Origin of the sequence: Cryobacterium sp. Y82, from assembly GCF_002929495.1 — a bacterium.
Classification (GTDB): domain Bacteria; phylum Actinomycetota; class Actinomycetes; order Actinomycetales; family Microbacteriaceae; genus Cryobacterium; species Cryobacterium serini.
Genome location: NZ_PJJJ01000030.1, coordinates 71,996 through 96,919, shown reverse-complemented (window position 1 = coordinate 96,919; position 24,924 = coordinate 71,996). Strand labels below are relative to the sequence as shown.

The 24,924-nt window shown below is 62.2% G+C and carries 29 protein-coding genes; 20 read left to right on the top strand and 9 right to left on the bottom strand.

What is annotated here, in order from left to right; all coding sequences use genetic code 11:
• Positions 1–4: 4 nt before the first annotated feature.
• Positions 5–1,387, bottom strand: a complete 1,383-nt coding sequence (gene purB / locus CXY70_RS07515) for an adenylosuccinate lyase (protein WP_104191766.1) — start codon at positions 1,385–1,387, stop codon at positions 5–7.
• The gene (locus CXY70_RS07510) at positions 1,384–1,911 is read right to left on the bottom strand and encodes a low molecular weight protein-tyrosine-phosphatase (protein WP_104191765.1); all 528 of its coding nucleotides are present in this window, start codon (positions 1,909–1,911) and stop codon (positions 1,384–1,386) included. The genes purB and CXY70_RS07510 overlap by 4 nt, the downstream gene beginning before the upstream one ends.
• Positions 1,912–2,047: 136 nt before the next feature.
• Here CXY70_RS07510 and CXY70_RS07505 point away from each other — a divergent pair, with 136 nt between their 5' ends.
• Together CXY70_RS07505 and CXY70_RS07500 are read left to right on the top strand one after the other, a co-directional pair.
• A complete protein-coding gene (locus tag CXY70_RS07505) occupies positions 2,048–2,329 on the top strand; it encodes a hypothetical protein (protein WP_146066088.1) in 282 nt (93 codons plus the stop codon).
• A complete protein-coding gene (locus CXY70_RS07500; RefSeq protein ID WP_146066087.1) occupies positions 2,317–3,783 on the top strand; it encodes a hypothetical protein in 1,467 nt (488 codons plus the stop codon). The genes CXY70_RS07505 and CXY70_RS07500 overlap by 13 nt, the downstream gene beginning before the upstream one ends.
• 22 nt (positions 3,784–3,805) lie before the next feature.
• On the opposite strand, the gene CXY70_RS07495 is transcribed toward CXY70_RS07500, so the two are convergent.
• Entirely contained in the window at positions 3,806–4,198 is a 393-nt protein-coding gene (locus CXY70_RS07495) for a phage holin family protein (protein ID WP_104191762.1), read from the bottom strand.
• Positions 4,199–4,287: 89 nt separating this feature from the next.
• Between CXY70_RS07495 and CXY70_RS07490 the strand changes: the two genes are divergently transcribed.
• From CXY70_RS07490 to CXY70_RS07425, 14 genes are all read left to right on the top strand, one after another.
• A complete protein-coding gene (locus CXY70_RS07490) occupies positions 4,288–5,394 on the top strand; it encodes a histidinol-phosphate transaminase (RefSeq protein ID WP_104191761.1) in 1,107 nt (368 codons plus the stop codon).
• A 94-nt stretch (positions 5,395–5,488) separates the two neighbouring features.
• Entirely contained in the window at positions 5,489–6,580 is a 1,092-nt protein-coding gene (locus CXY70_RS07485) for a thiamine pyrophosphate-dependent enzyme (protein ID WP_233205819.1), read from the top strand.
• Complete coding sequence (locus tag CXY70_RS07480; RefSeq protein WP_104191759.1) at positions 6,580–7,584, top strand: alpha-ketoacid dehydrogenase subunit beta; 1,005 nt, start codon at positions 6,580–6,582, stop codon at positions 7,582–7,584. Before CXY70_RS07485 ends, CXY70_RS07480 begins: the two co-directional genes overlap by 1 nt.
• 22 nt (positions 7,585–7,606) lie before the next feature.
• Positions 7,607–8,974, top strand: a complete 1,368-nt coding sequence (locus tag CXY70_RS07475) for a dihydrolipoamide acetyltransferase family protein (RefSeq protein ID WP_104191758.1) — start codon at positions 7,607–7,609, stop codon at positions 8,972–8,974.
• A gap of 56 nt (positions 8,975–9,030) precedes the next feature.
• Complete coding sequence (locus CXY70_RS07470) at positions 9,031–10,074, top strand: metal ABC transporter substrate-binding protein (protein ID WP_104191757.1); 1,044 nt, start codon at positions 9,031–9,033, stop codon at positions 10,072–10,074.
• A gap of 7 nt (positions 10,075–10,081) precedes the next feature.
• Complete coding sequence (locus CXY70_RS07465) at positions 10,082–10,879, top strand: metal ABC transporter ATP-binding protein (RefSeq protein ID WP_233205812.1); 798 nt, start codon at positions 10,082–10,084, stop codon at positions 10,877–10,879.
• Complete coding sequence (locus tag CXY70_RS07460; RefSeq protein WP_233205811.1) at positions 10,880–11,770, top strand: metal ABC transporter permease; 891 nt, start codon at positions 10,880–10,882, stop codon at positions 11,768–11,770.
• Entirely contained in the window at positions 11,770–12,618 is an 849-nt protein-coding gene (locus CXY70_RS07455; protein WP_104191755.1) for a metal ABC transporter permease, read from the top strand. The genes CXY70_RS07460 and CXY70_RS07455 overlap by 1 nt, the downstream gene beginning before the upstream one ends.
• Positions 12,615–13,019, top strand: coding sequence for a Fur family transcriptional regulator (locus CXY70_RS07450; protein WP_104191754.1), 405 nt, complete (start codon positions 12,615–12,617; stop codon positions 13,017–13,019). Before CXY70_RS07455 ends, CXY70_RS07450 begins: the two co-directional genes overlap by 4 nt.
• 221 nt (positions 13,020–13,240) lie before the next feature.
• On the top strand, positions 13,241–13,477 hold the full coding sequence (gene rpmB / locus CXY70_RS07445) for a 50S ribosomal protein L28 (protein WP_035835252.1): 237 nt from the start codon (positions 13,241–13,243) through the stop codon (positions 13,475–13,477).
• Positions 13,477–13,644 carry a 50S ribosomal protein L33 gene (rpmG, locus tag CXY70_RS07440; protein WP_035880539.1) on the top strand — a complete coding sequence of 56 codons (168 nt, stop codon included), beginning with the start codon at positions 13,477–13,479 and terminating at the stop codon, positions 13,642–13,644. The genes rpmB and rpmG overlap by 1 nt, the downstream gene beginning before the upstream one ends.
• A 2-nt stretch (positions 13,645–13,646) precedes the next feature.
• Positions 13,647–13,952, top strand: a complete 306-nt coding sequence (rpsN, locus tag CXY70_RS07435; protein WP_092110538.1) for a 30S ribosomal protein S14 — start codon at positions 13,647–13,649, stop codon at positions 13,950–13,952.
• A 321-nt stretch (positions 13,953–14,273) separates the two neighbouring features.
• Positions 14,274–14,561 (top strand): HU family DNA-binding protein, encoded by a 288-nt coding sequence (locus tag CXY70_RS07430; protein ID WP_035835256.1) that lies wholly within the window; start codon positions 14,274–14,276, stop codon positions 14,559–14,561.
• 149 nt (positions 14,562–14,710) lie between these two features.
• Positions 14,711–16,699: a cytochrome c oxidase assembly protein gene (locus tag CXY70_RS07425; RefSeq protein WP_104191753.1), complete on the top strand. Its 1,989-nt coding sequence runs from the start codon at positions 14,711–14,713 to the stop codon at positions 16,697–16,699.
• Between the two features lie 6 nt (positions 16,700–16,705).
• Here the strand turns inward: CXY70_RS07425 and CXY70_RS07420 are convergent, their stop codons facing one another.
• A complete protein-coding gene (locus tag CXY70_RS07420; protein WP_104191752.1) occupies positions 16,706–17,788 on the bottom strand; it encodes a hypothetical protein in 1,083 nt (360 codons plus the stop codon).
• A gap of 137 nt (positions 17,789–17,925) precedes the next feature.
• Here CXY70_RS07420 and CXY70_RS07415 point away from each other — a divergent pair, with 137 nt between their 5' ends.
• Positions 17,926–19,278: an ATP-dependent RecD-like DNA helicase gene (locus CXY70_RS07415; RefSeq protein ID WP_199183396.1), complete on the top strand. Its 1,353-nt coding sequence runs from the start codon at positions 17,926–17,928 to the stop codon at positions 19,276–19,278.
• 60 nt (positions 19,279–19,338) lie between these two features.
• Here CXY70_RS07415 and CXY70_RS07410 read toward each other — a convergent pair whose 3' ends face one another.
• From CXY70_RS07410 to CXY70_RS07395, 4 genes are all read right to left on the bottom strand, one after another.
• Complete coding sequence (locus CXY70_RS07410; RefSeq protein ID WP_104191750.1) at positions 19,339–19,911, bottom strand: hypothetical protein; 573 nt, start codon at positions 19,909–19,911, stop codon at positions 19,339–19,341.
• Positions 19,912–19,969: 58 nt separating this feature from the next.
• Positions 19,970–20,380 (bottom strand): DUF4383 domain-containing protein, encoded by a 411-nt coding sequence (locus CXY70_RS07405; protein WP_104191749.1) that lies wholly within the window; start codon positions 20,378–20,380, stop codon positions 19,970–19,972.
• A gap of 201 nt (positions 20,381–20,581) precedes the next feature.
• The gene (locus CXY70_RS07400; RefSeq protein ID WP_104191748.1) at positions 20,582–20,851 is read right to left on the bottom strand and encodes a GlsB/YeaQ/YmgE family stress response membrane protein; all 270 of its coding nucleotides are present in this window, start codon (positions 20,849–20,851) and stop codon (positions 20,582–20,584) included.
• Positions 20,852–21,032: 181 nt separating this feature from the next.
• The gene (locus tag CXY70_RS07395) at positions 21,033–21,308 is read right to left on the bottom strand and encodes a hypothetical protein (protein WP_104191747.1); all 276 of its coding nucleotides are present in this window, start codon (positions 21,306–21,308) and stop codon (positions 21,033–21,035) included.
• 352 nt (positions 21,309–21,660) lie between these two features.
• Between CXY70_RS07395 and CXY70_RS07390 the strand changes: the two genes are divergently transcribed.
• Entirely contained in the window at positions 21,661–22,065 is a 405-nt protein-coding gene (locus CXY70_RS07390) for a MarR family winged helix-turn-helix transcriptional regulator (RefSeq protein ID WP_158250931.1), read from the top strand.
• A 4-nt stretch (positions 22,066–22,069) separates the two neighbouring features.
• Here the strand turns inward: CXY70_RS07390 and CXY70_RS07385 are convergent, their stop codons facing one another.
• Positions 22,070–22,933, bottom strand: coding sequence for an NAD(P)H-binding protein (locus tag CXY70_RS07385; RefSeq protein WP_104191745.1), 864 nt, complete (start codon positions 22,931–22,933; stop codon positions 22,070–22,072).
• 78 nt (positions 22,934–23,011) lie between these two features.
• Here CXY70_RS07385 and CXY70_RS07380 point away from each other — a divergent pair, with 78 nt between their 5' ends.
• On the top strand, positions 23,012–23,533 hold the full coding sequence (locus CXY70_RS07380) for a methyltransferase type 12 (RefSeq protein WP_104191744.1): 522 nt from the start codon (positions 23,012–23,014) through the stop codon (positions 23,531–23,533).
• 94 nt (positions 23,534–23,627) lie between these two features.
• On the top strand, positions 23,628–24,590 hold the full coding sequence (locus tag CXY70_RS07375) for a hypothetical protein (protein WP_104191743.1): 963 nt from the start codon (positions 23,628–23,630) through the stop codon (positions 24,588–24,590).
• Positions 24,591–24,924 lie beyond the last annotated feature (334 nt).

The following is a 24,924-nucleotide window of genomic DNA, read 5'->3' as shown; positions in this document are numbered from 1 at the left end:
CCAGCTACGGCAGATAGTCGATCAAAGAATCGGCGAGACCGACGTAGCTGGCCGGGGTCAGGGCCAGGAGCCGGGACTTGGCCGCGGCACCAATGTCGAGGGCCGACACAAACTCGGCCAGGTCGGCGCTCGAGATGCGCTTGCCGCGCGTTAGCTCCTTGAGCAACGCGTAGGGGTCTTCAATCGATGAGCGCCCCGCCGAGACCTCGGCACGAATCACGGTCTGAATTGCTTCGCCCAGGATTTCCCAGTTGGAGTCGAGGTCGCTTGTGAGAAGCCCACGGTCGATATCGATCTCGCCGAGGCCCCGCAGAATATTGTCGAGCGCGAGAAGCGAATGTCCAAAACCGACACCGATGTTGCGCTGGGTCGTCGAGTCGGTGAGGTCGCGCTGCAGACGGCTGGTCACGAGGGTCGACGCGAGCGAGTCCAGGATGGCAGAGGACAGTTCGAGGTTGGCCTCCGCGTTCTCGAACCGAATCGGATTGATTTTGTGAGGCATGGTGGAAGAACCGGTGGCACCAACCTGGGGGATCTGGCGAAAGTAGCCAATGGAAATGTAGGTCCAGATATCGGTGGCCAGGTTGTGCAGGATGCGATTCGCGTGGGAAGTGCGGGCATACAGCTCAGCCTGCCAGTCGTGCGATTCGATCTGGGTAGTAAGCGGGTTCCACCCGAGGCCAAGACCCTCGACGAAATCGCGCGAAAGCGCGGGCCAGTTGACGGAAGGCTCCGCAGCTACATGAGCGGCAAAGGTTCCGGTAGCACCGCTGAACTTGCCCAGGTATTCACCGGCATTGATCTGACGAACAATGCGCTCGAGCCGGTAAACGAATACAGCGAGTTCTTTCCCCATTGTCGTCGGCGTCGCGGGCTGCCCGTGGGTACGCGCCAGCATTGCATCCGCTCGAAATTCCAGCGCGCGGCTGCGCAGCGCATCAATGACCAAACTCAGTTTGGGTAGCCAGACAGTCTGGACGGCGTCACGAACGGTCAGGGCATAGGAGAGATTGTTGATGTCCTCGCTGGTGGCGGCAAAATGGGTGAGTTCGCTGATGTGATCGAGGCCCAGTGTTCCCAGGCGTCGACGGACGAGGTATTCGATGGCCTTGACATCGTGACGGGTGGTGGCCTCGAGCTCGGCCAGTTCGTTAATCTCGGCCTGACCGAAGTTGGTTACGAGCCCGCGCAGCGCGAGCTTCTGCTCGGCGGTCAGGGGGGCGGAACCAAACAGGCTGCGGTCGGTGAGGGTGATCAGCCACTCCACCTCCACTCGCACCCGGGCGCGGTTAAGGCCGGCCTCGGACAGGAACTCGCCCAGATCGGAAACGGCGGCTCGGTAGCGGCCATCTAGCGGGCTTAGAACCTGTACGGGTAGGTGACTCATCGGACTCCCTGTCGAATTGCGGGTGCAAGTTGTTTCACAAGTGCGTGACTTGCCCTCTCAATCATGCCCAATACGGCGTCAAACAACGCATCGTCGGAATAGTAGGGGTCTGGCACGTCGAGCAGGGGGGCCTGCTCGACGTCAAAGCTCAGCAGGAGGCGCACCTTGGCGCGATCGCGATCCTCCAATGTCCAATTCCGCAGGATGCGCTCCTGGCTGCGGTCGAGGACAACGACAAGGTCGTGCTCGGCGAACCACAGCGGGTCAAATTGACGGGCCCGATGGTGACTACCGTCGTAGCCGCGCTTGGCCAGGGCTGTGATCGTGCGACCGTCGGCTTGCTCACCCACGTGCCAGTCTCCGGTGCCGGCTGAACTGCTTGCGATGAGACGACCAAGACCAAGCCTCGTGACGAGGTCGCGAAGCACGACCTCGGCCATGGGCGATCGGCAAATGTTACCCGTGCAGACGAAAATGATTCGAAACGGCGTCGACTCATCCGGGGTGAGAGACGCAAAGGGCATGCCTCCCATTGTGGAGCAGTTTTGTCTTCTCCACACGCCCAGTTTTTAGCGTCTGTGCACAGTTTGCGCGACAGGCCACGGGACGGGTCGCTGATCCTGCGACGATCGTCCCTGACGAGCAGGTGTCATGGACCGTGTGGAGGTTCTGCTGTACGGTCAGGATCGCGATGAACGTCTGGCCATGTTGCGCACTCAACGCAATCTTCTCTTCACGCTGCACGCAGAGATCACAGCGGGCCGCCGACACCTGGGCATGCTTGACCCCAGTGAGGCCTGGAGTTCGCGCGCGCAGCGCGAATATTCGTTCCGAGTGGCCGAAATGCTTGCAGACCTCGATGTGGTTTTGCATCATCTCGATGACGCGCTCGCCAGTGTTCGCAGGCACATTCACGAAGAGGAGCGCATGTGTCTAGCGTGAGTAATGGCTTTGAAGACGGCGACCTGGTTGTCTCGGTGGGTGGCACCGCGATCGTGGCAACGGATGCCATTCTGGCTCAGTCCCAGTTTGTGGATGCACTCCGGGACGATGCCGCCGACTGGGCTGGTCGCGCCTATCGCATTCGAAATTTGGATCCGATGCGGCCGGCGAACTGGCTTGGACAGGATTCCTGGCCGGATCTTCTGCAGGCGGCCGGCAGACTCCATGGACTCGCGACGCTGTGTTCGGAAGTCGCGAGTTATCTCCGGGCAGCAGCCCGAAATTATGGCTATGTGGAGCGGCTGGCGCAAGAACTCGCGCTGCTTAGTGCCGCAGAGGTGGCTCACGACCTTGGCCGTCTTGTTCGTGCTTATTTTTTGGCTCTGTACAGCACGCCGCTCGGTGTCACCCTGACCGGGATTCTCACCCTCGAACTGATGCGCCGTTACGGAACCACGCAATCTTTGTCTGCGGTGCAGAACGGCGCAGCCGGCGGAGTGCAGATCAGCCCTCGCTTGCTCACCAACCCGGCTGTGGTGCTGCTCGTTCGGTTAGCGGCCTCATCAATCGACGACGCCGCCGCTGGTCTTCAAGGGACGCCGCGAATTGTTGGTCGTACATTCGGCGACGAGGGATTGGGACTGGTCGGTGTTTCCCAGACCGCCCTCGGGGTTGTGGCTGCGGCGCGCGGCCTTGGTCTGCTTCAGGAAGGTCCGGTGACGGCGACGGCGGTGGGAGCAGGAACGCGAGCGACTCCACCAGCAGGGGTCGGTGACCTGGCGGCTCGCATACCGAAAGCCGTCCCGGGCAAGTCGCAGGTGCGCATCGAGAGATACGGCACGCTCGAAAACCCTTCCTGGGCGGTCTACATCGGCGGAACGGTCGATTGGAACCCTGTCGCGACGACTGAACCCTGGGACCTCACGGCCAACATTGCTGCGGTTGCCCGCCAGAATGCGGGATCCTTCTCGGCTGTCATCGACGCTATGAAAGCGGCTGGCATTGCACCGTCCGATCCGGTTGTCCTTGCCGGCCATTCTCAGGGCGGGCTGGTCGCAACCCAGGTTGCGGCGTACACCTGGTTCAATGTGGAGGCGGTCGCAACCTTTGGGGCACCCGAATCGCGAGTTCCGGTGCCACCCGGCGTGGCCACGATGACGATAGAGCACACCGATGACGTCGTGACCGCCATGGGCGGCGCCAGCATGATCGATTCCGACGATCGACTTCTCGTTCGGCGCGAAGCGTTCGCTGGGCAGGAGCCGCCAACCGGGACCGTGCTGCCTGCTCACGATCTCGATACCTACCGGGAGACGGCGCGCATGATTGACGCCTCGCCGGAAGATAACCTCAGCGGCTTTCGATCCACTGTGACCGAAATTATCGGGAACGAACCGGGCGAGGCCATGCTGTGGCGCGGCATCCGCTTGCCGGGAGGACCTGCGCACGGGTAGGGCGCGCGTGGGTGCGGCCCGATCAGTCGCGCGCGGTGACCGGGCGCAGAATGAGGCCGAGCAGCCAGGAGATAACGCCGAGTACGAGTGCGCCGAGCACGCCCCACCAAAAGCCGTCGACGACGAGGCCGAAGCCCAGAAACCCGGAGAGCCACGCCACCAGCAGCAGGAGCAGTCCGTTGACGATGAGTGAGAACAGGCCCAATGTCAAAATATAAAGAGGAAAAGCCACGACGCGCAGCACACCGCCGACCACCGTATTGACGAAACCGAAGATCAGCGCAAGGAGCAGATACGTGAGCACGCTGGCACCCGGGTCCGGCGCGTAGGGCGTGACGTGCACGCCGGTCACAAATAGGGCCGTGAACCACAGGGCTACCGCAGTGACGATCAGTTGGATCAGAAATCTGGCCATGCCTCCACTATCTCACCGGCTTGCAGCGGGCGAAAGTCCAACGAACGTTCATTCGTCATTGCGAATATATGCGGGCGTAGACTCGCCGAGTGAGCCTCTCAGACCGACCCTCCGTCCGCCTGCGCCCGGAGATTATCGCCCTTCCGGCCTACAAGCAGGGCAAACCGGCCGATGCCAGCGCCTACAAGCTCTCCAGCAACGAAAACCCGTTCGATCCGCTGCCCGGCGTCATCGCGGCGGTCACGGCCGAAACGGCCTACAACCGGTACCCGGACGCCTCGGCGCTGGTTCTGCGCGAGCACCTGGCCGCCAAGTACAGCATCGGCGTCGATCAGGTGCACATCGGTTCCGGGTCGGTGGCCCTGCTGGCCCAGCTCATTCTCGCTGCTGCAGGTCCGGGCGATGAAGTGCTCTACTCGTGGCGGTCGTTTGAGGCCTATCCCTCACTCGTAACCGTTGCGGGTGCGCGCAGTGTGCGCGTACCCAACCGCACCGATCACGCCCATGACTTGCCCGAAATGGCCGCCGCGATCAGCGAGAACACCCGGGTCGTCATCGTGTGCTCGCCAAACAATCCCACCGGCACGGTCGTGACCAAGGACGAATTCGAGGCTTTCATGGCCGTCGTCCCGACCGACCTGCTGGTCATTCTCGATGAGGCATATATCGAGTTCGTTACCCAGGCGGATGCTGTCAGCGGGCCATTGCTGCTCGCCCGCTACCCCAACCTGGTTGTCCTTCGCACGTTCTCCAAGGCGTACGGCCTCGCCGGGCTGCGGGTTGGTTATGCGCTCGGCCCGGTAAACATACTCAACGCCGCCCGATCGACGGCGATCCCTCTCTCGGTGACCGCGCAGGGGGCAGCCGCCGCGATCGCCTCCCTCAACGCGGAGAAAGAGCTGCTAGATCGGGTTCGAGTCATCGCCGCGCGTCGCGATACGACCTGGCGGGCGCTGATCGACCAGGGCTGGAACATCCCTGCACCCCAGGGCAATTTTCTCTGGCTGCCCACGGGCGATGAAACGACCAGTGTCGCTGAGGCACTCAGCGCGGCCGGCCTGGTTGTGCGTCCCTTCGCGCACGAAGGTATTCGGATCTCGATCGGTGAGGAGCAGGCTGTGGCGACACTCCTATTAATAAGCGCGGATCTTGTCGACGCGCTTCCCGCCGACCACCCGGCTCGAAAGATAGGTTAGTACGATGTCAGCCACTCGAAACGACGCGACAGCATCACGCACTGCTGCAGCGTCCACACCTTTTGGTCTCGATGGGGCCGACACCTGCGTGCGCATGATTTCCCCGACCGGAGTATTCGAGCCGAACGCCGCCGCCGAAGAGTTTCTGCCCTACCTCGACCGGATCACCGAGGCCGACCACCGACGTTTTTATCGCGATATGGTCGTGGTGCGTAAGTTTGACACCGAGGCGGCCAACCTGCAGCGGCAGGGCCAGCTGGCGCTCTGGGTTCCGAGCCACGGCCAGGAGGCCGCACAAGTGGGATCCGCCTACGCCACCCGGCCGCAGGACCATGTGTTCCCGTCGTACCGGGAGCACGTCGTTGGAATGATCCGCGGCCTTGATGTTGTGGACATTCTGCGAATGTTGCGCGGGGTGACCCTCGGCGGCTGGGTACCCGAAGAGCACGGAAACTTTCACCTCTATACCCTCGTGCTCGCCTCACAGACCCTGCACTCAACCGGTTACGCCATGGGCATGCAACTGGACGGCTCGACCGCGACTGGCAACCCAGAGACCGACCAGGCCGTCATTGTTTACTACGGCGACGGAGCATCATCGCAGGGCGATGCCAACGAGGCGCTCGTTTTCGCGGCGAGCTACCAGACGCCGCAAGTGTTCTTCCTGCAGAACAACCACTGGGCCATCTCGGTGCCCGTCGCCCGTCAGTCTCGCACGCCGCTGTACCTGCGTGCCGGCGGTTTTGGAATGCCCGGCACCCAGATCGACGGCAATGATGTGCTCGCGAGCTTCGCCGTCACGGCAAAGTCGATGGATGACGCTCGCGCCGGTCACGGACCGTCGCTGATCGAGGCACTGACCTATCGGGTCGGCGCCCACACCACCGCCGATGATCCGACCAAATACCGCGACCCAGAGGAACTCGCCTACTGGGTGGCCCGCGACCCGATCGTGCGCTTTCGTAGCTATCTGAAGGGCTTGGGCGTCGAGCAGCACTTCCTCGACGACGTCGACGATGAAGCGGCCGATTTCGCCGCCGACTCCCGTCGTCGTGCTCTCGAGATCACCGGTCCGGAGCAATCGGTGATCTTCGACAACGTCTACGCCGAACCGCATCCGCTCGTGGCTGAGCAAAAAGCCTGGCTGGAACGCTACGAAGCATCCTTTGACGAAGGCAAGAACTGATGACCGCTGCACTAGACACCAGCGTGGCATCCGCTTCGCTACCGATGACCAAGGCTTTGAACGCCGGGCTGCGTCGCGCAATGCTCGACGACCCCAGAGTTCTACTGATGGGTGAGGACATCGGCCCCCTCGGTGGAGTATTCCGGGTCACCGAGGGCCTCATTGCCGAATTCGGGGACAAGAGGGTGCTCGATACGCCGCTCGCCGAATCCGGCATCATCGGCACGGCAATTGGCCTGGCTATGCGCGGGTTTCGACCGGTCTGCGAGATTCAGTTCGACGGATTCGTTTTTCCCGGCTTCGACCAGATCACCAGTCAGCTCGCTCGCATGCGCAACCGCCACGAGGGCGGGCTCATCATGCCGGTGGTCATTCGTATCCCCTACGGCGGACACATTGGTTCGATCGAGCACCATCAGGAGAGCCCGGAAGCCTACTTCGCGCACACTCCCGGTTTGCGTGTGGTTAGCCCCTCTAATCCGCACGATGCCTACTGGATGATGCAGGAGGCTATCGCCAGTGATGACCCGGTGATCTTCTTCGAGCCCAAGAGTCGCTACTGGCCCAAGGGTGAGGTGCGCTTTGACGAAAGCGGAACTCCCCTGCACGCCAGCCGTGTGGTGCGGGCCGGCACCGACGTCACCGTAGTCGGTCACGGCGCTATGGTCAGCGTGCTGCTCCAGGCGGCTGAACTCGCCACCGCGGAGGGCATCAGCCTTGAGGTCATCGACCTGCGCTCGATCTCCCCGATCGACTATCGACCGATTCTGGGTTCGGTGCAGAAAACTGGCCACCTCGTGGTCACCCAGGAAGCTCCCGGTTTCGTGAGCGTCGGCAGTGAGATCGCCGCCACGGTCGCCGAGCGATCGTTCTACACGCTCGAAGCCCCCGTGTTGCGGGTCTCTGGCTTTGACACACCGTTTCCGCCGGCCGCCGTCGAGACGCATTTTCTGCCCAGCCCCGATCGGGTGCTCGAAGCCGTGGACCGCGCTCTCGCCTACTAATACACTTCAAGAAAGGCACCTTATGAGCGTGTCGAAATTCACCCTCCCCGATGTCGGCGAAGGCCTGACCGAGGCTGAAATCGTCGAGTGGAAGGTCGCGCCCGGCGACACTGTGACGATCAACCAGGTTCTCGTTGAGATTGAAACAGCCAAGTCCCTGGTCGAGCTGCCGTCGCCGTTCGTTGGCGTGGTCGCGGAGATTCTGGTCGCGGCCGGCACTACCGTCGACGTGGGTACCCTCATCATCACGATCAATCCCGATGCCAACGCGAGTGGAGACCAGCCAGCGGCAGCTCCGACAGCGGATGTCGTCGCATCCGCCGTTGACTCTTTGGCCACAGATACGAGCAGCACGATCAGCGATGAGGCGCCGGAACCGGTGCTCGTCGGCCGCGGTGCCGCCGCTACTATGCCGACCCGTCGGCGTCGGCACACCGCCACGAGCGTCGCCCACGAGACGCTCGCGCCAAAAGCCCCGGCGCGCGCGCCCGCGCAGCCGCTGGAACCGACCCGGCGCGCGGCATCCGTTGGACCGGTAATGGCTAAGCCGCCCATTCGGAAGCTCGCCAAAGACCTCGGCGTCGACCTCTCCCTCGTCGAGGCGACCGGGCCGGTCGGCGACGTGACTCGCGAAGACGTGCTGCGCGGCGCGACCCAGGCCAGCGTGTTCCGCAACATCCAGACGCCGGAATGGCCGGTCGATCGCGACGAGCACATTCCGGTGAAGGGCGTGCGCAAGGCCATCGCGCAGGCGATGGTGAAGAGTGCGTTCACGGCCCCGCACGTGAGCCTGTTCGTTGACGTCGATGCCACCCGCACGATGGAATTCGTCAAGAGGCTCAAGGTGTCCACGGACTTTGCCGGCATTCGCGTGTCGCCCCTGTTGATCATGGCCAAGGCCATGATCTGGGCCGTGCGGCGCAACCCCACGGTTAACTCGACCTTCACCGATGAGGAAATCATCGTGCGGCACTACGTGAACCTCGGCATTGCAGCAGCGACCCCGCGCGGGCTGATCGTGCCCAACATCAAGGAAGCGCAGGATATGAGCCTGCTCGAGCTTGCTGCGGCCCTCGAGAAACTCACCCTGACCGCGCGCGACGGTAAGACCAGCCCGGCCGAAATGAGCCATGGCACGATCACGATCACCAATATCGGCGTGTTCGGCATGGACACCGGCACTCCCATTCTCAACTCGCCGGAGGCTGGAATTGTGGCCCTCGGCACGATCAAGCAGAAGCCGTGGGTCGTGGACGGTGAGGTGCGGGTGCGGTACGTGACCACCATCGGTGCGAGCTTTGACCACCGCGTCGTTGATGGCGATGTCGCGAGTCGTTTTCTCGCCGACGTTGCGAGCATCATCGAGGAACCCGCGCTGCTGCTCGAATAGAGAGCCTCTCCGCTAATGGTTTTGACAATCATTATCAGCAAGGCTATTCTCAGGGAATGCCCAAGAGATACTTCGTCCTTCCCGCACTCCTCGCATCTGCCGCCCTCGCCCTCTCGGGATGTTCGGCCGGAGCGACCGTGCGCGCTGACGGCGCGGCCGCGGACCTCAAGATCGTCGCCACGACCACCCAGGTCGCCGATTTCACCCGCAACGTGGTCGGCGATGCCAGAGGTGTCGACCTGACCCAACTCATCCAGCCAAACCAGAGCGCCCACAGCTATGACCCGTCCGCGGCCGACCTGACCGCGCTCGGCGCCGCCGACGTGCTCGTGATCAACGGCGTCGGACTCGAAGAGTGGCTCGATGACGCCATAGCCGCATCCGGCTTTGACGGCGTCACGATCGATGCCGATGAGGGCATCACGATCTCCGAGGTCGGGGCGGGCGAGGGTCAGGCGGCCGACGAACACGCCGACGAAGAAGCGGATGCGCACGCTGACGTGGCCGAGGATGAGCATGCCCACGAGGGCGGCGATCCGCACATTTGGACGAACGTGCAGAACGCGGAGACCATCGTCGCCACGATCGCCGGCGGCCTCACCGCCGCCGACAGTGCCAATGCCGCGACCTTCAAGACCAATGCGACGGCGTACACGGCGCAACTCAACGACCTCGACGAATGGATCCACACCAACGTCGACACGGTGCCGGAGAGCGAGCGACTACTAGTGAGCAACCACGACTCCCTCGGCTACTTCACCGCTGCGTACCACATCGATTACGTCGGTTCGGTGATTCCAAGCTTCGACGACAACGCCGAGCCGAGCGCCGCCGAGATCGACTCCCTCGTCGCGGCCATCACGGCAACCGGCGTCACGTCCGTCTTCTCCGAGGCCTCGCTCAGCCCCAAAACCGCCGAGACGATTGCGACCGAAGCCGGTGTGACCGTCTACTCCGGCGAGGACGCCCTGTACGTTGACTCGCTGGGCCCCGAGGGCAGTGCCGGCGACACCTATATCAAGGCGCAGTTGCACAATGCCACGCTCATGCTCGACTCATGGGGCGTCACGCCCTCTCCACTGCCCGCCGACCTGCAATAGTTAACACGTGATCGAGAACACTTCTCAAGTAACACCCACGGTGAACGCTGCCGCCGCTCTCCGCGTGGTAACGGCGTCCTTTGCGTACGGCGCAGACCCTGCGCTGACCGGCATCGACTTCACGGTATTGCCCGGCCAGGCTGTTGCCCTGATCGGCCCGAACGGGTCGGGCAAGTCCACCCTGCTCAAAGGTGTCCTCGGGCTCATCACGCGCACGTCCGGTACCGTCGAGGTGCTTGGACAGTGGCCGGCGCCGGCCGGCTACATCGGCTACGTGCCCCAGACCGACCAACTCGACCCCCACTTTCCGGTCTCACTCGAGCAGGTCGTCATGATGGGCCGTTACCGCTCTCTCGGCTGGTGGCGCATGCCAACCAAGGCCGATCGCCGAGCCGTGGCCGAGGCGCTGGAGACCGTTAGCCTAGGCGATCGTGCCAAGGCACGCTTCGGTGAGCTCTCGGGCGGGCAGCAGCAACGCGGTCTGCTCGCGCGCGCTGTCGCATCCGCCCCGCGCTTGCTCCTGCTCGATGAGCCCTTCAACGGTCTCGATCAGGTCAACCGGGATGCCCTCATCGAAACCGTGAAACGCCTCAAGGCGCAGGGCGTTGCCGTGCTGGTTTCCACCCACGACCTTGACCTCGCGCGCGCCGTCTGTGAGTGTGTGCTGCTGCTCAACGGCGCTCAGGTGGCATTCGGACCGCGCGATGCGGTGTTGACACTCGCCAACGTACAGCAGGCGTTCGGCTCCGTTGGCGTGGAAATGGACGAGCACACCATCGTGGTTCCCGGTCACGGAGGTCACTGAGTGGATGTCTTCACTCCGCTGATCACCGCCTTCGACCTGCCGTTCATGGCCAGGGCGTTGCTCGTGCTCGTCGTTCTCAGCTTGGTCGCCGGACTCGTCGGTGTACTCGTCAACCTGCGCGGGCTGGAGTTCATCAGCGACGGACTCACCCACGCAGTCTTTCCCGGTGTGGCCATCGGATTTGTCTGGGGTGGCCGCGACGGGCTGTTTGTAGGAGCCATGGTGGCGGCGCTCATCGCCGCCGTCGTGCTCACTATCATCGTCAAGCGTGCGGTCACGTCAGACGCCGCGATCGCCATCGTCTTCACGGCCATGTTCAGCGTGGGGATAATCGTAGTTTCACGGGAAACAAATTATGTCGGTCAGTTGGACGCCCTGCTGTTCGGGCGCCTGCTGACCGTCAGCCCGGCCGAGGTCAACCAAACCGTTGTGGTCTGCCTGATCGCCCTGATCATCGTGGGGTTCACGTTGAAGGAGCAGGTCTTTCGGGCTTTCGACCGTGAAGGCGCGGCTGCGGCCGGCTACCGGCCGCTCCCGCTCGACATTCTGCTGAACGTCGCCATTGCCCTCGTCGTCGTGGCGGCAAGCAGCGCTGTGGGCAACCTGCTCGTCCTGGCCGTGCTGATCGTGCCGGGCGCAGTCGCCCGCCTGGTGACCAATCGGTTGTGGCTGCTTTTTCCGGTCGCCGCCGGCTTCGCGATACTGGCCGCCTGGGTGGGGCTGACGCTCGGCTACGAAGCATCCGTCAACGGCGGCGTCGACCTGCCAAGCGGAGCTACTGTCGTGCTCGTGCTCGTCGCGGGCTACGTGTTAGCCCTGGTCGCGCGGCTCGCACTGGAGCGAATCGGCGGCCCGCGTCGACAGCGCAGTGCCGTACCGGTGGCACACTGATGGGCTACTTCGAGCAGGCCCTCCTGGCCGCACTGCTGATCGGGGCGCTCAGTGGCCTTGTCGGCACCCTGGTGGTGCTGCGCCAGCGCACCTTCTTCGCCCAGGCACTCACCCACGCCACCTTTCCGGGAGCGGTCGGCGCGGCAATTCTCGGTGTGAGCATTCCAGTCGGCGCCGCCGTGGCGAGCGTAGTCATCGTCGGCGTCATGACGTTGATCGGGCGGGTCAAACGCCAGGGAAACCAGGTGGCATCCGGCATTCTGCTCACCGCCGGATTTGCGCTCGGCGTTCTGCTGCAGGGGCTCAATCCGTCATTGCCGGTCAAGGTCGACTCCTACCTGGTGGGGTCGATTCTCACGGTGAGCAGCAATGATGTGGCGCTCGTGGCCATAGTGCTGGCGTTTGCCGTACTGGCCATTGTCTTTCTGGGCAAGCAGATCATATTCTCGACCTTTGACGTGAACGGATTTCGCGCGGCTGGCTATCGAGAATGGCCGATCGAACTGCTGACTCTGGGACTCATAACGGCCACCGTCGTCACCGCGATGCCCGCAGTGGGGGCCATCCTCGCCATCGCCCTGATCGCTGCCCCCGCCGCAGCCGCCCGGCTCGTCTCGCGCACGACCACGCAAATGTTCATCATCGCCCCCCTGCTCGGAGCCCTGGCCGGGCTGGTCGGCGTGCTGCTTTCGCGTTCACTCGACCTTGCGGCAGGCCCGGCGATTGCCCTCACTGCGGTCGCGCTGTTCCTGCTCGCTCTGCTGCTGCGGCGGCTGACACGTGCACGACGACCCCGCGAAGCAGATGCGCGCCAGCCACAGCGAACATCGCTACGGTTGATGTCATGAAGCGAAACACCTGGCAGCGCGAGGCCGTTCGGGGTGCCCTCGACGCTAACGACGGCTTCGTCAGCGCACAGGCGCTGCATTCCGCCTTGCACTCGACCGGATCCCCGATCGGACTGGCGACGGTCTACCGCGCCCTGGCCGACCTGGCCGTCACGGGTGATGCCGACTCGCTTCAGTCACCAGAAGGTGAAAGCCTGTATCGGGCGTGCAGCACCAACGACCATCACCACCACCTGATCTGCCGCAATTGTGGTCTCACGGTCGAAATCGAAGCGGATGCCGTCGAGACCTGGGCCAAGGACGTCGCCGCCCAGAACGGGTTCACCCAGGCCGCCCACGTCGTTGACGTGTTCGGGCTGTGCGCCGCCTGCACTGCCCAAGCCGCAGCATCCGCTCGGTAACGCGAAACATCTCGACGGCCCGCCGGAGGGCTGGCCGGTAAAAGCACGTGTTCGCGCACTTTCGACGGAGATTCGCGGACGAATTTGCACTGCGTCCCGGGAGCCCGTATCGTGGAGACTTGCTGCGCCTCTGCGCGCGCATTGCGAGCTGGTCATTTATGAGCAGCTCGCCGACAAGGGATCTTGGGAAGGGCATTCGCCCTTCGGTAATGGAGGAAACCATGGCATCTGTATGCCAGGTGACCGGAGCTGTTCCCGGCTTCGGACACAACATTTCGCACTCGCACCGACGCACCAAGCGTCGTTTTGACCCGAACGTTCAGAAGAAGACGTACTACGTGCCGTCGCTTCGTCGCAAGGTCACACTGACCCTGTCCGCAAAAGGCATCAAGGTTATTGATGCTCGTGGCATCGAGAGCGTCGTCAAGGACGTTCTCGCTCGTGGGGTGAAGATCTAATGGCTAAGGCTCATGACGTACGTCCGATCATCAAACTTCGTTCCACGGCTGGAACCGGTTACACCTATGTGACCAAAAAGAACCGCCGTAACGACCCCGACCGTCTCGTGCTCAAGAAGTACGACCCGGTTATCCGCAAGCACGTTGATTTCCGTGAGGAGCGCTAAACATGGCGAAGAAGAGCATGATTGCCAAGAACAACCAGCGCAAGGTCATCGTCGAGCGGTACGCCGTCAAGCGCCTTGAGCTCAAGAAGGCCCTGGTTGACCCTGCTGGCACCGACGAGTCGCGTGAAGCCGCTCGCAAGGGCCTGCAGAAGCTGCCGCGCAACGCGAGCCCGGTGCGCCTGCGCAACCGTGACGCCGTTGACGGTCGTCCCCGTGGCCACCTCTCCAAGTTCGGCATCTCGCGGGTTCGTTTTCGCGACATGGCGCACCGCGGCGAGCTGCCCGGCATCACCAAGTCCAGCTGGTAACTCCTTCTGGCAACCGCTGAAGCTTGTCTTCAGCGGCTTCTGAATCATCCAAACGGGATGTCGACTTCGGTCGACATCCCGTTTTGTGTAACCTGCTCTGTGGCCCGTTCCGTCCCCGGCGGTTTCGCGGAGAGCGAAAATCGGGTGCCCAGAGGGGAAAACCACCCCGAAATGGCCAAAAAACGCCGTAAATCCGGGGATTTTGGCGGATCAATGCTAGATTTCAACTCGGTCGAACCGACCAGCGGGGCTTCTCTTCGAGGAGCATCCGTATTACGAATATCGCTGTTTTTACAGACGAAGGTCCGAGGAGGACACTCAATGGCTGACAAGTCGCTGAACAAGACCGAGCTCGTTGCCAAGGTTGCCGCTGACTCCGGACAGAGCCAGGCCGCCGTTGACGGCGTTCTGAACGCATTCTTTGCAACCCTGGCTGAGACCGTTGCCGCCGATGGCAAGGTCACCATCCCGGGATGGCTGGGCGTCGAGCGCACGGCAACCGCTGCTCGCACCGGCCGCAACCCGCAGACCGGCGAAGAAATCGCCATTGCTGCCGGCCACCGCGTCAAGCTGACCGCCGGAAGCAAGCTCAAGGCTGCCGCCAAGTAGCTTTTGCTCAAAAAAGGGGCGCCGACCGTGGTCGACGCCCCTTTTGGTGTCTTCTAACGTGTCGAAATACACGACCTCGTGCCCGCCGCCGCTGCGCGTGCGCGAGGAGGCAAGACGGATGCTCAGGACCGGGCGAATAAGCTGGGTGGGTGCCCCGTATAGTCCGCGTTCTCGGACCGGCAGCCCTGCTGCTGGTCGCTGTGTTGTCCACCCTTGTCGCCCTGGCCTTCGGCGGTGGCGCTTCTGCCCAGCTCCTCGCCGACCCGGGACCGGTGGTGCGATGGGGACTCCCCATCGCCAAGCTCGTGGTCAACCTCGCGGCAGCCGGCACGATCGGTGCCCTCGTGCTCACCCTGTTCGCGCTCAGCCCCAAGGAACGCGAGTTCGGCACCGCCCTGGACTTCGCCGCAGCGTGCGCGGCGCTGTTCGCCGTCGCATCCGCTCTCACGGGCTTTTTGACCTTTCTGCAGGTCACCAATGTGCCACTCGGCATCAGCGATCAGTTCAGCGCCACGGTCGGCCAATTCTTCAGCCAGATCGAACTGGGGCAGGCCTGGCTCGCGACGACCTTGATCGCCGCCGGCGTCACCGTCTTATGCTTCGCCGTGCGCAATCACACCGCGCTGATCTTTGTGACCGTGCTGGCGCTGACCTCTCTGCTGCCCATGGCGCAGCAGGGGCACGCGGCGGGCGCGGCGGGACACAACGCCGCAATCACGGCGCTCGGGCTGCACCTCGTCTTCGCGGCAATCTGGCTGGGTGGCCTGCTCACCATCATCGTGCTGCGTACCCAGTTGAACGGCGAACGCATCCGCCAGGTGATCGGGCGGTATTCCTCGCTCGCGCTGGTCTCATTCATCGTGGTTGCCGCGTCCGGCTATGTCAGCGCTGAACTGCGCATCGGCAGCTGGGACAACCTTCTCAGCCCCTACGGCCTGCTCGTGCTCGTGAAGGTCGCCGCCCTCGTCGCACTCGGCGGGTTCGGCATTCTGCAACGCCGGTTTTTCATCAAGCGGATGCAGCGGACCGGGCCAGCGACCGGACGTTGGTTCTGGTGGCTCGTCGTGACTGAGCTCGGTTTCATGGGCCTCGCGTCCGGTGTGGCCGCTGCGCTCGCCCGCACGGCGACGCCCGTCGCGCAGGTGGTAACAACCGAGATCCCCCAGTCAACGCCGGCGCAGATTCTGACCGGTGAACTTTTGCCGCCCGAACTCACCTTCTCGCGCTATTTCACCGAGTGGAGCTTCGACCTGGCCTGGATTCTGTTCTGTGCCTTCGGCATCTTCTTCTATCTCGCCGGCGTCTGGCGGTTGCACCGTCGCGGCGACACCTGGCCGATCTACCGCAGCGTGCTCTGGGTTCTGGGCATGCTCACCCTGTTCTACATCACCAACGGTGGAGTGAATGTGTACGAGAAGTACCTGTTCTCCACCCACATGCTCGTGCATATGGTGCTGACCATGCTCGTACCCTTGATGCTCGTGCCTGGCGCCCCGGTAACCCTCGCCGCGCGAGCGATCGCCAAGCGGAAGGACGGCAGTCGGGGCGCGCGCGAGTGGATCCTCACCGCGGTGCATTCGCGCTTTGCCAGCATCGTCGCCAACCCGATTGTCGCGGCCGTGCTGTTCGGTGTCTCACTGTGGGTGTTCTACTACACCTCCATCTTCAGCTGGGCCACCACCGACCACATCGGCCACCTGTGGATGATCGTGCACTTTCTCATTACCGGCTACCTGTTCGTGCAGTCCCTGATCGGCATCGACCCGGTGCCGTACCGCCTGCCGTACGCATTCCGACTGCTGTTGCTGCTGGTTACGATGGCCTTCCACGCGTTTTTCGGCCTCGCCCTGATGAGCGGAACTGGGCTGCTTCTGGCCGACTGGTACGGAGCGATGGGCCGGACTTGGGGAGTGTCACCAATCGCTGACCAGCAGATGGGTGGCGGTGTCGCCTGGGGAATCGGCGAGCTGCCGACCTTCGTGCTGGCCGTCGTCGTCGCGATTATGTGGAGCCGTGACGACACCAAAGTCACGAAACGGCTGGATCGCACGGCGGACCGCACCGAGGACGCCGAACTCATCGAGTACAACGCGAATCTGACCCGCATCGCCGAGCGCGACGCCCGGAACTCCAGCTAGCCGTGCCTAGTGCAGTTGGATGGCGAGGGCACCGCTCGGCTGCACGACCGCGCTGAGCCCCATCGTGAACGGTACGTCTTCGTCGCGGGTGCCGATGTCGCCGTCAAACAGTGACTGCACCTTCACCACGATATGCGCCTGCCCGGGGGTAGCGGCCATTTCAAACGACAGCTCGCCGGCGGTGAGGGCGACAGTGGGGTACGCGGTGATCGACCAGGCCGGAGTGCTCTCGATGCGGTCGTCGATCTGGATGCCCCACGGGCAGCTGGTCGGTTGCAGCACCGTCTGCGTGGCGCACTGGTCGAGGAACTTATTCAGCTCGGACTGTACCTGGCTCACCATGGCTTCGTTCGGTAGGGCGTTGACCTCCACTGCGGTGGGACCGCCTTCCGTCACCCGCACGGTGTTCTTTTGAGCGGTGAGCATGGCCGACTCGTGTTCGAACGTGTAGCGGTTCGGGGCGAACGCGAGATACGCGGCGGACGTGGAGAACGTGGCGGGGGCATCCGCTGCACTGTGGGCTCGCGTGTCCAGGGTGAGGCCGTTGACCGTGAACGATCGTTCGTGCAGCACCGAGACCTGCAGCACGGCAAGGGGGCTGGTGCTGAACGTCCAGGCGTTAAAAACGCCAGCGAACGAGCCCGCCCGCTCCACAGCGAACGCCATGCTCGACGCGGTGCCGTTCAGATCGAAATCGAACACCACGGTCTGGACGGTTCCGTCGTCGGTGGCAGGCGTAGCAGTTGCGCTCGCGAGTTCGATATTGTCGAGACCGCTCAGAACAGATGCCCGCAGCAGCGTCTGCGGCAGACCTTTCGCGACCTCGTCGGTGAGCCCCCAGTCGGCCAGGTCAATTTTGCTGGGCATCACGCCGTCGAACGCGAGGGCGCCGAGCGTGTCGCCGCGGACCAAAGCGTCAAGGTATTGTTCGACAAAGCCGCCGGCGCTGTAGACCGTGCGATTGAGGGCACTGATGGTACCCGCGAGGCCGACCGCGAGCAGCCCGGCGACCACCACAATGGCGAGAACGGCCCGGAGCAAACTGCCGCGGCGCCCGCTCGCCCGATGCTGTTCGGCCGGAATGGTCACTTCAATATTGTATGGGCAGGTCGCTTGGCCGTGCGGCCAAGCCCCGGCTCGTGCCCGTGCGCGCTGCTGGAGGCTACAGTGGAATATTGCCTGTGCCGATTACCCGTGCAGCGCTTGACTGTCAGAGAAAGTGTGCCGTGTCCGAGATTCCGCTCAGTCGTGAACAGGCGCTGGTCTTCGCGGCGATCGAAGGCACCAAGCAGAACGTGTTCGTCACCGGACGGGCCGGAACCGGTAAGTCCACCCTGCTGAACCACCTGTCGTGGAATACAAGCAAGCAGATCGTGATCGCCGCGCCCACCGGTGTCGCCGCATTGAACGTTGGCGGCCAAACCATTCACTCGCTCTTTCGCCTGCCGATCGGTGTGATTGCCGACAGCCCGATTGACCAGAACGACCAGGTACGCAAGCTTCTCAACACCATCGACACCCTCGTCATTGACGAGGTCTCGATGGTCAATGCCGACCTCATGGACGCGATCGACCGCAGCCTGCGCCAGGCCAGGCAACGCCCGTTTGAGGTATTCGGCGGAGTGCAGATCGTGCTGTTCGGCGACCCGTACCAGCTGGCCCCTGTACCGGGCGGCCCGGACGAGCGCGCTTATTTCGCCGACCACTACCGGTCGATGTGGTTCTTCGACGCCAAGGTGTGGCGTGATGCAGAGCTGCGCATCTTCGAGCTCACCGAAATACACCGGCAGCGTGACAACGATTTTAAGCTCATGCTCAATGCCGTTCGCCACGGACAGGTCACTCCTGAGATCGGCGGAGCCCTCAACGGCGCGGGGGCGCGAACGCCGCCGAGCGAGGGTGTGATCACCCTCGCGACCCGCAATGACGCTGTGAACCGCATCAACGCATCCGCCTTAAAAAAGCTGTCAGGTAAGTCGCTCACCGCGAAAGCAGACATCACCGGGGATTTCGGCGGCAAGCAGTTTCCGGCCGACGAGGTGCTCGAACTCAAGGTGGGCGCGCAGGTGATGTTCCTGCGCAATGACTCGCCGCTGGACGGTGGCCCGCGCTGGGTGAACGGCAGCATCGGAACGGTGACCAAGGTCACCTCGACCGTGTTCGTGGACATCGACGGCGACGTGCACGAGGTCGAGCCGACCGTGTGGGAAAAGTACAAGTACACCTACAACGCCGCGACCAAGAAACTGAGTCGGGATGTCGTGGCGGAATTCACTCAGTTTCCGCTGCGGTTGGCCTGGGCCGTCACCATTCACAAATCGCAGGGTGCCACTTACGCGCGGGCCATTGTCGATCTCGGTGCGCGGGTGTTCAGCCCCGGCCAGACCTACGTGGCGCTGAGCCGGCTGACCAGTCTGGACGGGCTGTACCTCACCCGTCCACTGAGACCGAGCGATATCATCGTTGATGAAAACGTCAAGCGGTTTATGAACATCGAGGTTGTGCCGCCGGTGGCTGACCTAGCGGGCTTGGATGCGTCGGGCCTCAATGCTGCAGGGCCGGAGCAGAGCCAGCCCTGAAACGGGCCACCCGCCTGTCATCGGTGCCAGCGGGGCCTGTTTCACGCTCTGCGTAAGGCGTCAGTGCGACCCGTGGCCGCCCGATTCCGGCGTAACACCCTCGGTCACTCCGTGCGACCCGTGGGGTACGGCGTGGGAGCCGACTTCGGTGGCAGCGAGGGCCGGGGTGGTGAGCGCCGAGAGCAGGAAGCCTCCCACGATGAGACCAGTGAGAAAACGCCACCCGCTGGGCGTGGCAGCGCCGTGAGTGGCGGTTCCGACGGGTGGTGGGACTGTCTTTGATGCGTGCCGTAGTGCGATGGCCACGGTCGCGGCGAGAAATATGTTGAACAGGGACGCTACGGCCATCGGGTACAGCGGTAGCCCGGTTTGGGCGCTCGTGACGCCGAGACCACTTCCGAGGGCGGCGGTTACTGCCCAGATGAAAACCGGGATGAGGGCTGCTCCCACGATGATGCGGGGAACAGTTATGCGGCCCATGGCAAGGGTGGCGATTCCCCAGCCGAGTTCGGCGACGCCGAACCCGACCAGAAGAACCGACAGTGGAAACGGGGCGGTTACGCCCACGGCCAGGTGGATCAGAGCGGCGCCGAGAGCGGCGAAGCCCATCCAGATGCGAATGACCGGGGACATGATGCTCCTTGGTGAATCTTCTGCTGCGAAGGGATGGAGTGGTGCTGAGGGCCGGTCGTTACACCGTGGCGTGGTTACGAACCGTCTTGTCGGCGGTGAGGCCAACCCCGAGGAGCACGATCGCGCTGCCGAGGTGCAGGAAGTGGTCAGCGGTGTTGAGCGCCAGAATGTTCAGCGAGGTGCTCGCGATGAAGAATCCAACGATGCCCAGGAGCAAATATACGGCGCCGACGGTGCTGTTGGTTGCCTTGGCGGCCGAGACGTTGGAGAGTCCAGCGATGAGCAGGGCGGCGCCGATCAGAAGGTGCGCAATGTTGTGCAACGGATTGACCTCGAAGATTCCGAGAAGCAATTCGCCCTGTGTGGCGATGAATCCGACGCTGCCGGTGACGGCGAAGCCCAGCAATCCAACGAGAACGTAGACCGCGCCGAAGACGGTTGCGATCAGACGATTAGGTGATGTGCGCATTTCAGGTGCCTCCTGTTTGTTTCACGGCTAACCCGTGCTTGCTATAAATTCGGAGCTCCATCAACTTCGGATTGGTACCAATTGTGCCCCTAATCTCCCCTTTTGGGTGACGGCGCATCAACCTATCGCAAACGCCAAAAAGCGTGACACCCGATTTGGGTGCCACGCTTTCGAAACGGTTGAAACGGTCCGGTGGTTGTATTACGACTTGGCGTGGCGGCGATTCGTGATTGCCCCGTAGATCAGCAGCACGATAAGAGAACCGACGATCGCGAGGACCCACGTCGTTAGGGAGAAGAATTCGCCCAGGCTGACGTTGAACAGGAGTCCGCCCAGCCACCCACCGAGGAAGGCACCGATCACTCCGAGCAGCAGGGTGATGAACCAGCCTCCGCCCTGCCGACCGGGAAGGATTGCCTTCGCGATGGCGCCGGCGATGAGACCGAGTAAGAGGAATCCGAGAAAACTCATGAGAACTGCCTTTCCGTGGGTCAGGCTGTCAGTTGGTCGGCGGTGCGAGACGGGCACATCCCCGTCCGCGTGAATTTACCCGTGTGCGTGCTCATCGTCAATGGTGCATAGGTATCGATCCAAACGGACTCACAGAACGGATGACCCAGCATTCGAGCGGGCAAAACCCGCGTAATACGATTTAATCCAGCCAGTAGTCATCGTCGATGTACGAGTGGCCAAGGGTGGGAGTTGACTCGATGGGGTCAGGAAGAACCTCGGCACAGATGGCTTCCAGCTTGACGATCGAATGTGCCGTGATCAAAATTGAGGTCTGCGAACGCAGGGAACTGAATATGTCGACGAAGCCGCCGCCGCTGTGAACTGCTGCCGTCATCGCTGCTTTGAGAGCCGAAACGTTATAATCGCCGGACAAGTAGAACCAGTCGTCGTTGATCGTCAGGCGGTAGCTCTGCATTGCATGGTCCGTTTCGTTAGTGCAGGGTGATGGCCGCGCTCAAGGAGACCTGTCGGCGGCTCAATAGCGGCCGGTTGCTGGAAACTGGCGGACCCCAGGAGCACATCGATCCGCGAGCGCGTCTATCAATATACGGGAAATAATACAAAGAACAAACTACTCACTTGGCAAGAAACTCTGGAATTGAGCTACCCGTTAGAATAGGAGGCCAGAGCGGATGGGACGGGCCGGTTTGCGGGCGTGCAGCGCGGGCATAACAATCAGACCAGAGGTCGGAGAACGTATGAAACTCAATATTTCGAGACCCACCGGGGATGGCCTGTCAGCATCCGCCGTCGCCTTTCTTCGGGGAATGGATCGCAACCGCAACCGAGTCGCTTCGGAAACCAACCTGACGTGCAGTGAGCTGCGAGCCCTGGCCCGGATCGCTGAAGCTGGCAACATCACGCCGAAGTTGCTCGCGGAATCATTGCAAATGACGACGGGCGCCGTGACCGCCCTTTCAAATCGCCTGGTGGCATTGGAACTGGTCACTCGGGTGGCTCACCCGAGTGATCGACGCAGTTTGCTTTTGGTACTGACGCCCGCCGCAGAAAAGATCACCCAGAAGGTTTACAGCGACTTCCGGGCATTGATCGCTCGTGCCGCGCGGGACGTCAGCCCGGATGATCAGGTGCGTCTGGGAACGCTGCTGACAGCGATGGCTCTCGTGGTGGAGTCGGATGCGGATCTGATCCAGGCCGGCCCTGCCCGGTAGCTGCTTACGGGTGGCGTTTTCCGGCTCCGGCCAGAAGTGCGCGGTAACCCTCTCGATAGGTGGGGTACGTGAAGGTGAAGTCAGTATCTCGCAGCAAGCGGTTGCTGAGGATCTTGTCCCCGCCGCGCTGACCTTCTCTGGTGGGGGCTGGCGGAGTTTTCGTCTCCAGAGCTAGTTCGGGAAGGCCGAGCTCAGCGGCCAGAAAGACCAGCACCTCGTTGCCTGGGACCGAGGCATTGTCGACGCCAAGATACAGGGGTGCCGGCTGCTCCGGGCGCAGCAGGAGGTGCACGATCGCGGCTGCTGCGTCGTCCCGGTGGATGCGGTTGGTGTGGCGCGACGTCGCGGAGAGCACGGTGCCATCCCGTACCTGTTTGATCAGTCGTTCCCGACCGGGGCCGTAGATGCCGGCCAGGCGCAGAACGGTGGCGTTGGGTATGCGGGAGTGCAGCATCCGCTCGGCGTCGAACACGATGGAGTCGGTGCCCGGCCTGGGGTTCGCGGGGGTCTGCTCGTCGACCCGGCTGCCGTCGTTGATGTCGTAGACGGCCGTTGATGAGACCAGCAGCACGCGGCGGGGCGTGACACGGGCATCATCGAGCGCATCGAGCAGGTTGCGCAGGCCGTCGAGGTACGCGGCTCGGTAGGCCTCGATCGTTGGGCTTCCAGCGGAGATCGCGATGACGACGTACTCGGTGTCGGACGGAATGGCGGGCTTCTCAAGGCTCAAGTCGATCGACTGACCGCTGATTTCTGCGGGGAGCACACTCGCGTTGCGACGCACCCCGACCACCGCGTGCCCTAATTTGGCCAATCGTAAGCCGACCTCGGTGCCGAGGTCACCGCATCCGGCAATTACTATCGTCATCTGTCTCCTTGTCCGTATGCACGCTATCGGGCGCACCGTGACAGTTTGCCGTGCCCAAGCGGCCGATAGCATAACGACATGCCTATTGTTCCTGACACGTCTGACTGGACCTGGGTGCTTGACCGCCCCTGCTCCGCCTGTGGATTTCGAGCGAGCGAGGTGGACTTTGAGGACCTGCCGGGCCTGATTCGCGAGAACGCCGCCGTGTGGCCTGCCGTGCTGGCGCGAGCGAATGTCGCGGTGCGGCCCGACGATCACACCTGGTCCCCGCTCGAGTACGCGGCCCATGTGCGTGACGTCTGCCACCTGTTCGAACAGCGCTTGCGCGTTATTCACGACCAGGACGACCCCCTACTCGCCAACTGGGATCAGGACGCCACCGCGATAGAGGAGCGGTACGACCTGCAAGTGCCGGCGAACGTGGCCCGGGAGCTCGCCGCGGCTGCGGCATCCGTGTCGGATGCCTTTGCGTCGGTGCCACCGGACGCCCGCTGGCGCACCGCGCGCCGCAGCGACGGTCCATCGTTCACCGTGGAGACGCTGGGGGCGTACTTTCTACACGACATTGTGCATCACCGACACGACGTTGGTGCTGACTAACCTCGTCGTTAACTCGACAACGTTGTATTGCTAGTGCCCGATATCATTTAGCAAAGTTGTCCAGCGACGTTCGGCAATGGTGACAGACTTACCAATGCATAAGTCAAACAAAAAAACAGAGATAGAAGAAGGCGCTGGTGGCATCACCAGCAACTATGACGACGCGAGAAGGAACCTCATCAAAACGCTTGGATCAATTCTTCGTAAACCCGTGCTCGCCGTCGTCATAGCGGGAACAATGAGTCTCAGTTTCGGGGGCTGTGCCGCGAACGGCGAGAAGACCGACGCTGAACCTCTTGTCACACCAACCGATGCTGCGCAGGAGCCCGTTACCGCATTTGCTTTTGGGGATGTTGTATCTCTCGCCACGGTAACTGACGATCTCGGAACTTACACTCATATGACTATCTCACCAGAGGCTGAGGCGATGTCCTTAAATACGGCAATCATCGACCCGACCGTAGCAGAGACCGGTTACACCGATGCTGACACACTGAGCGCCCAAAAGTTCATTGTCACGTTTTCCATAGAAGAGGTTTACGACAGCTCAACTATCGATACTCACCGCACTGTGGGGTGGGAGGCGTGGAAGGAGAAGAATAGAGAGAAGTATATTCTCGAATCACAAGTTTCCATATTGGACAATAACGACGGAGTCGATCGCCCAAGCTTAATCAACAACAACGATTTAGATAGGAATCCTGAGTTTATTCGTGACGGTGGGGCTCGCATGCAGGATGCAACCATCGATGTCACAAGCATTACGGCAACGGATGACCCGACATGGGGCAAATTTTTCGGTTTCACCATGACGGGCAGCGCAGATTACCGGGTCACTGATGCAGCGGCAATTGCGGCTGCTAAAATGGAGTTTCCGGATTGGTCTGCTGAAGACCTAGAAGCCAAACTTGAAGCTGACCTGCTCGATAACACGGGAACGAACGTCTGGCGGACTACGTATACTCTCAACTTCACTGTTATGAAAGAAGATGGACGCTGGAAGATTGGTGGTTACGACAACCAGTTCTCTTCGAATGGCAATTTGTGGATTCGGTGATATAAGAGCCTTTCAAGAATGCACCTTACACCGGAACCGGTGGTGTCAGCTCTTGAGATAATCGAGACTGCTTGACCTAAGCGAGATCAGGTCTTCATTGTGGATTAAACGTTCCCGGTAATTAGGGTCCGGTCATTCATAGCGAGACCATTTTGAGGCTGAGATAAACAAAGAAACGATCAGCGCAAGCTTTCGTGGTCGTCGCCCGTGCGGCAATTCATATTGTCAGCGGTCGCTTATCCCTTGGACGCCAGCGCCGCCCGATTGTTGACGCTGGCGATCTGTTCCATCGGTCAGGAATGATTAGTTCACATTCGTTTTTCCCCGCTTGCGC